Origin of the sequence: Nitrosomonas sp., assembly GCF_022842015.1 — a bacterium.
In the GTDB taxonomy this organism is placed as follows: Bacteria; Pseudomonadota; Gammaproteobacteria; order Burkholderiales; family Nitrosomonadaceae; genus Nitrosomonas.
The window spans coordinates 1-6,184 of the sequence record NZ_JALHQJ010000107.1 but is presented as its reverse complement, the minus strand read 5'-3'; the positions used below and the strand labels follow the sequence as shown (position 1 = coordinate 6,184).

Annotated in this window: 5 protein-coding genes; 2 read left to right on the top strand and 3 right to left on the bottom strand. The window is 47.8% G+C overall.

Translation table 11 applies throughout. The features are described 5' to 3' along the window. Positions 1-1,413 (top strand): vitamin B12 dependent-methionine synthase activation domain-containing protein (locus Q0C11_RS14080; RefSeq protein ID WP_293009030.1); only part of this gene is annotated, 1,413 nt, incomplete at its 5' end. 243 nt (positions 1,414-1,656) lie between these two features. After that, entirely contained in the window at positions 1,657-1,818 is a 162-nt protein-coding gene (locus tag Q0C11_RS14075; RefSeq protein ID WP_293009028.1) for a hypothetical protein, read from the top strand. 188 nt (positions 1,819-2,006) lie between these two features. On the opposite strand, the gene holA is transcribed toward Q0C11_RS14075, so the two are convergent. From holA to leuS, 3 genes are all read right to left on the bottom strand, one after another. Continuing rightward, positions 2,007-3,041 carry a DNA polymerase III subunit delta gene (gene holA / locus Q0C11_RS14070; protein ID WP_293009026.1) on the bottom strand — a complete coding sequence of 345 codons (1,035 nt, stop codon included), beginning with the start codon at positions 3,039-3,041 and terminating at the stop codon, positions 2,007-2,009. A 33-nt stretch (positions 3,042-3,074) separates the two neighbouring features. Next, positions 3,075-3,599, bottom strand: coding sequence for an LPS assembly lipoprotein LptE (gene lptE / locus Q0C11_RS14065; RefSeq protein WP_293009024.1), 525 nt, complete (start codon positions 3,597-3,599; stop codon positions 3,075-3,077). A gap of 20 nt (positions 3,600-3,619) precedes the next feature. Continuing rightward, on the bottom strand, positions 3,620-6,184 hold a 2,565-nt coding region (gene leuS, locus Q0C11_RS14060; protein WP_293009022.1), incomplete at its 5' end, for a leucine--tRNA ligase.

Below are 6,184 nucleotides of genomic sequence, written 5' to 3'. Positions count from 1 at the left end.
CACGATATTGGTAAGAATATCGTTACCGTGGTTTTACAGTGCAATAACTATGAAGTGATCAACATGGGCGTGATGGTGCCCAGTGCGCAAATTCTTGACATGGCGCGGCGCGAGAATGCTGACATCATCGGTTTGTCCGGCTTAATTACGCCTTCTTTGGAAGAAATGGCGCATGTTGCCAAGGAAATGCAGCGCGAGGGGTTTACCATTCCGTTGTTGATTGGTGGCGCAACGACGTCGCGAGTGCATACTGCGGTCAAAATTGCACCACACTATGAAGGCCCAACCGTTTGGGTGCCGGATGCCAGCCGTGCAGTGGGTGTGTGCAGTAATTTGTTATCACGGGATTTGCGGACAAATTACGTGCAAGAAATAAAAAATGAATACGAGAAAGTGCGCACCCAGCACAAAAACAAGAAAGGTCCATCGAAGCTGTTGACACTTACTGAAGCGCGCGCCAATGCCTTCAAGACTGACTGGACAAATTTCCAGCCCTATCAGCCGGAACTGATTGGCATCCGTACGCTGAATAATTATCCATTAGAAAAAATTGTACCGTATATCGACTGGACACCTTTCTTCCAAGCGTGGGAGCTTGCTGGGCGTTATCCGGATATCCTGCAGGATGAGGTGGTTGGAGAAACAGCAAGTCAGCTATTTCGCGATGCCCAAACGATGCTGAAGAAAATAATCGGACAAAAATGGTTGAGCGCCAATGCTGTGATTGGTTTGTTTCCGGCCAATTCTGTCGGTGACGACATCGAAATTTATACTGATTCGTCACGCAATAAGCTCGCCATGACTTATCATTGTTTGCGGCAACAAGATCAGAAGCCATCGGGCAAGCCGAATCGATGCTTGTCTGATTTTATCGCCCCCAAAGAATCAGGAATTCCAGATACGATAGGCCTGTTTGCTGTAGGCGCTGGATTTGGTATTGACGAGCGTGTCAAGGCCTTTGAGAATGCCAATGATGATTACAGCGCGATTGTACTCAAGGCATTGGCGGATCGTCTGGCAGAAGCGTTTGCTGAGCATATGCATGCACGGGTACGGCGCGAATTCTGGGGTTATGCCAAAGATGAGACGCTAACCAATATGCAGCTGATCAACGAAGAATATCGCGGCATCCGTCCCGCACCTGGTTATCCTGCCTGTCCGGATCACACCGAAAAAGGTGCGTTGTTTTCGACGCTCAGTGCAACCGAAAATGCCGGTATCATTATTACTGAATCTTTTGCCATGGTTCCGACTGCTGCCGTATCTGGCTTCTATTTCGCGCATTCTGACTCAACGTTCTTTGCGGTCGGAAAAATCGGCAAAGATCAAGTGGAGGACTATGCGAAACGGAAAGCCTGGACGGTAGAAGAAGCTGAGCGATGGCTTGCGCCGGTACTGGCGTATGAGAGATAGGCACATGTTCTGTTCTTTATCTCGATAATAATGGCATGCATCAATGTCAGTACTGTTATTGGGCATGTCACTAGTGAGTGCTTCCCAATCGACATTTTCTTGTACTCCAAACATCTTATAAGATATAGTTGAGATTAAATTGGGTATATACCTGATTAATAGTTAAGTTTACGATGACAATTTGTATTTTAGATTTTAAAGAATTTTTTGGAGATTATGATGAAATTAAAATTGATGCGTTGCATGGTAACTTTGCTCGTGTTCCCGCTGATGTCTGGATGTTGGCTGCTTGCAGCAGGTGGTGCCGGCGCATATGGCGGCTACAAGGCCAAGCAAGAAGGTTATGGATTGCAGAACCCTATCACTAAGGAAAATAAGAGTAAGACTGAAGAGCAGAAAAAGTAGTAGAAAAAGTTTGAGTAACGCCCTGCTTGCCTTATGCGGATTTATGATCAGGCGAGCAGGATGGGTGTGATAGTACTTACTCGCTAAACTCCACAATATGCGATGGTTCCTTGCTGAAAATGTGGCGGCTTTCCCCCATTTGGAATTTTGCTACTACTAACCTATAACAGGTTGGAATAGGAGCAAGGTTACTTCGCAAAGTTCACGAAATATCTATTTTCATGAATTGTGAGGCGCAACCCCAACTGCAACAGTTCATCCCAGATATCTCCCTGCGTAACCCCCTTAATCATCCGGTCTATTTTCGCGGCATCGGATAAACTCTGTATTAGCGCTTGCAAGCTGATGCGTTTAACCGCAGCTTGTACTGATTTCTGCCGGTCGCCCCAAATTCTGGCGGTCTGTAGTGACTGTGTTAGTGATTGACCTGTGTCGAAACTCTTGCGAATAGTAATCAGCTGACGTATTTGTTCAGTCAGAGTGGCGAGAATTAGCAATGGGGCAATGCCTTCACCCTGTAAACCGGTCAGGATACGAATAAAGCGTGCGGCATCTGCATTGATCATGGCGTCTGATAATTGAAATGCATCATAACGCGCCACATTCAGCACGGCATCTTTTACTTGCTCGAAAGTTAAGTTGCCGCTGGGGTAGAGTAGCGCGAGTTTCTGGATCTCCTGATGTGCGGCGAGCAGGTTACCTTCAACTTGATTCGCTAAAAATTGCAACGTAGCAGAATCAGTCTTTTGTTGTTGTCTACCGAGACGTTGACCGATCCAGCCAGGTAATTGGCTGCGCTCAATGGTGTAGATTTGGACTAGAACGCCGGTAGCCTCAAGCGTTTTGAACCACCTTGTTGCTTGTCCTTGCTTATCGATCCGAGGTAGCGTGAAAAGAGTAAGTGTGTCAGGTGGTAACGCATGGCAATAGTTTTCTATTGCTTTGCCGCCTTCTTTGCCGGGCTTGCCGGAGGGGATGCGGATATCCATAATTTTACGGTCACCAAACAAAGACAGGTTATTGTCGGCATTCAGCAGGTCAGACCAATCGAAGTACTGATCCACAGCGAACAGTTCGCGTTCGGTATATCCACGCTGCTGCGCATGAGTGCGGATTAAGTCTGCAGCCTCCAGAATCAGTAGCGGTTCACTGCCAAATAAGGTGTACAGCGGTGCGGTTTGCTTTTGCAGAGATTGCGATAATTGCTCGAGTTTTATACGCATGGTGATGAGGCATTACCTGAAACGATCACAGCATTACTGCGTGCTTTCGGCAGGAAACTTAATCGTTGACAAACGCCACAGGATTTGTTGAATGGCATCGGATTGCATGTCTTTTGCCAATAATCTTTCTTCCGATTCCTTGGCAAGGATTTGTGCATCCAGAAACGGCAGAACGCGAGTTAAGGATATTTCAGTATTCGGCATAATTTCGATGCCTTTGTTATCCAGCACACGATAGTTCACCCGGTAAATCAAATTAAAATCCCGTACGCGACCACCACCAGACAAAGATAAAATAGCTCTTTCATTAACCGCGCTGATAATATCCAGCGTTGCTTCGGCTTCTGCGGTGCTGTCAACTAAACGGGTTGTCGGCGTGGCCTTGATCATGCGCTCCATTTCTATGCCGATGGTATGTCCATCCGGTGCGGTAACATACATGGTCTTGAACGGTAGCGTAGCGGCTTGTCCACGTAGCTTAAAACCGCAGGCTGTCAATAAGACCACGATGATCAGAATAATGAGAAGAAGAGATTGCTGTTTATGTATGTTTATCATGGGCTAAGGATGCAAATTATTTATACGACGATATTAACCAATTTTCCGGGTACGACAATGATTTTTTTAATAGTTTGCCCTGCGGTAAATTTCTGCACCTGCTCATCAGTCAAAGCGGCTTTCTCCATCGCTTCTTTTTCGGCATCCTTGGCGACACAGATTTGTCCACGTAGCTTGCCATTAACCTGCACAATGAGTTTGATTTCGTCTTGTACCATTACCGCATCATCTGCTTGTGGCCAGGGTTGAGCAAAAAGCTCGGTTCCCGGCCTGAGTTCATGCCAAAGCTCATGGCAGATATGTGGAACAATCGGGGAAAGCAGCAGCACAATATTTTCCAGAGCTTCCTGCATCAGGTTACGGCTGGTAGGATCGTTATCCTGACATTTTGCCAGGCTATTCATAAGCTCCATTACCGCAGCAATGGCGGTATTGAACGTGTGACGACGTTCCAGATCATCCGTTACTTTGGCGATGGTCTGGTGCAGCTGGCAACGCAGAATCTTGAGTTCCGAGGGCAGCGTTTTGTGTAATGCGGGATCAATCTTGATCACACCAAGCTGGAGATGGGCATAAACCTGTCGCCATAAACGTTTGAGAAAACGGTAAGCGCCATCGACACCAGCATCGGCCCATTCCAGTGTTTGTGTCGGTGGGCTGGCGAACATCATAAACAGGCGGGCAGTATCGGCACCATACTCTTGCACCAGGTTTTGCGGATCAACGCCATTATTTTTGGATTTCGACATGGTGCCGATACCGCCTGATTCGACCGGTTGATTATCCGTCAGCAAAATCGCGCCGCAGCGCTTGCTTTGCTCGTCATACTGAATCTGAACTTCGGAAGGGTTGTAATAGAGAATCCGCCCACTGCTCGTTTTACGGTAAAAAATTTCATTCAGTACCATGCCTTGCGTCAGCAGATTGGCAAACGGTTCCTTCACAGCCAATAAACCAAGGTCGCGCATGACCTTGCTCCAGAAGCGCGAATACAGCAAATGCAAAATAGCGTGCTCAATGCCGCCAATGTATTGATCGGCCGGCAGCCAGTAATTAACGCGTTCGTCAGTCATTGCCTGGTGTTGGTCCGGGCAAGCATAACGCGCGTAATACCAGGATGAATCGACGAAGGTATCCATGGTGTCAGTTTCCCGGCGCGCGGGTTTGCCGCATTTGGGACAGGCGCATTGGTAAAAGGATGGCGTTTTTGCCAGCGGATTGCCCGAACCATCGGGTACCAGATCCTGTGGCAGCACTACCGGTAATTGATCGTCCGGTACTGGCACCACGCCGCAATCGGCACAATGAATCAACGGAATCGGACAGCCCCAGTAACGTTGGCGTGAAATGCCCCAATCGCGCAAGCGATACTGCACGCGCTTATTGCCGAGACCTTTAGTTTTAAGGTCAACAGCAATAGCATCGACTGCGGCATTATAGTCAAAGCCATCGTATTTGCCTGAATTAATACAAACACCAATTGCTTTATTCCCGTACCACTCTTGCCATTGAGAGGTAGAAAAAGGGGTATCAACTTTACTGTCACAACTTTTACTATTATCTACCGATCTGGCATCAGAGCTTGTTCCACCTCCATACCCACTTCCATCACCGAAGCCATCTTCTCGGGCTTTTGTGATTACTTGCTTAATTGGTAGCCCATATTTCTTTGCAAACTCAAAATCACGTTCATCATGTGCAGGAACCGCCATCACAGCGCCTTCGCCGTATCCTATCAACACGTAATTGGCGACCCACACGGGTAGTTTTTGATTGTTGAGGGGATGGATCACAAATAACCCGGTATCCATGCCTTTTTTTTCTTGAGTAGCCAAATCGGCTTCCTTGGCTGAGCCAAGTTTGCATTCTTGAATAAAAGCTTGTAGTGCCGGATTATTTTGAGCCGCATGCAGAGCAACCGGGTGTTCAGCAGCGACCGCCACATAGGTGGCGCCCATCAGCGTATCCGCGCGGGTAGTGAATACTTTCAGATCTTGCGGTGTGCTGGATTCGGTATCGGCGGGGAAAGTTATGTCAACACCGTAGCTTTTGCCGATCCAATTGGCTTGCATGGTTTTGACTCGTTCTGGCCAACCGGTCAGGGTATCCAGAGCGGTAAGCAGTTCGTCTGCATACTGAGTGATTCTCAGGTAATACATTGGAATTTCTCGTTTTTCTACTGGCGCACCAGTGCGCCAACCGCAGCCATCGATTACTTGCTCATTGGCCAGCACTGTTTGATCAACCGGGTCCCAATTGACTGTGCCGGTGGTCTGATACGCCAGACCTTGTTCCAACATGCGCAGAAACAGCCATTGATTCCAGTGATAATAGCTCGGGTCGCAAGTAGCAATCTCGCGCTCCCAGTCAATACTCAGCCCAAGACTTTTTAATTGCTTGCGCATGTAGGCGATGTTGTCGTAAGTCCATTTAGCAGGAGATACATTATTCTGCATCGCTGCATTTTCTGCCGGGAGACCGAACGCGTCCCAGCCCATCGGTTGCAATACGTTAAAGCCCTGCATACGTCGGTATCGCGACAATACATCACCGATGGTGTAATTTCGTACATGCCCCATATGCAA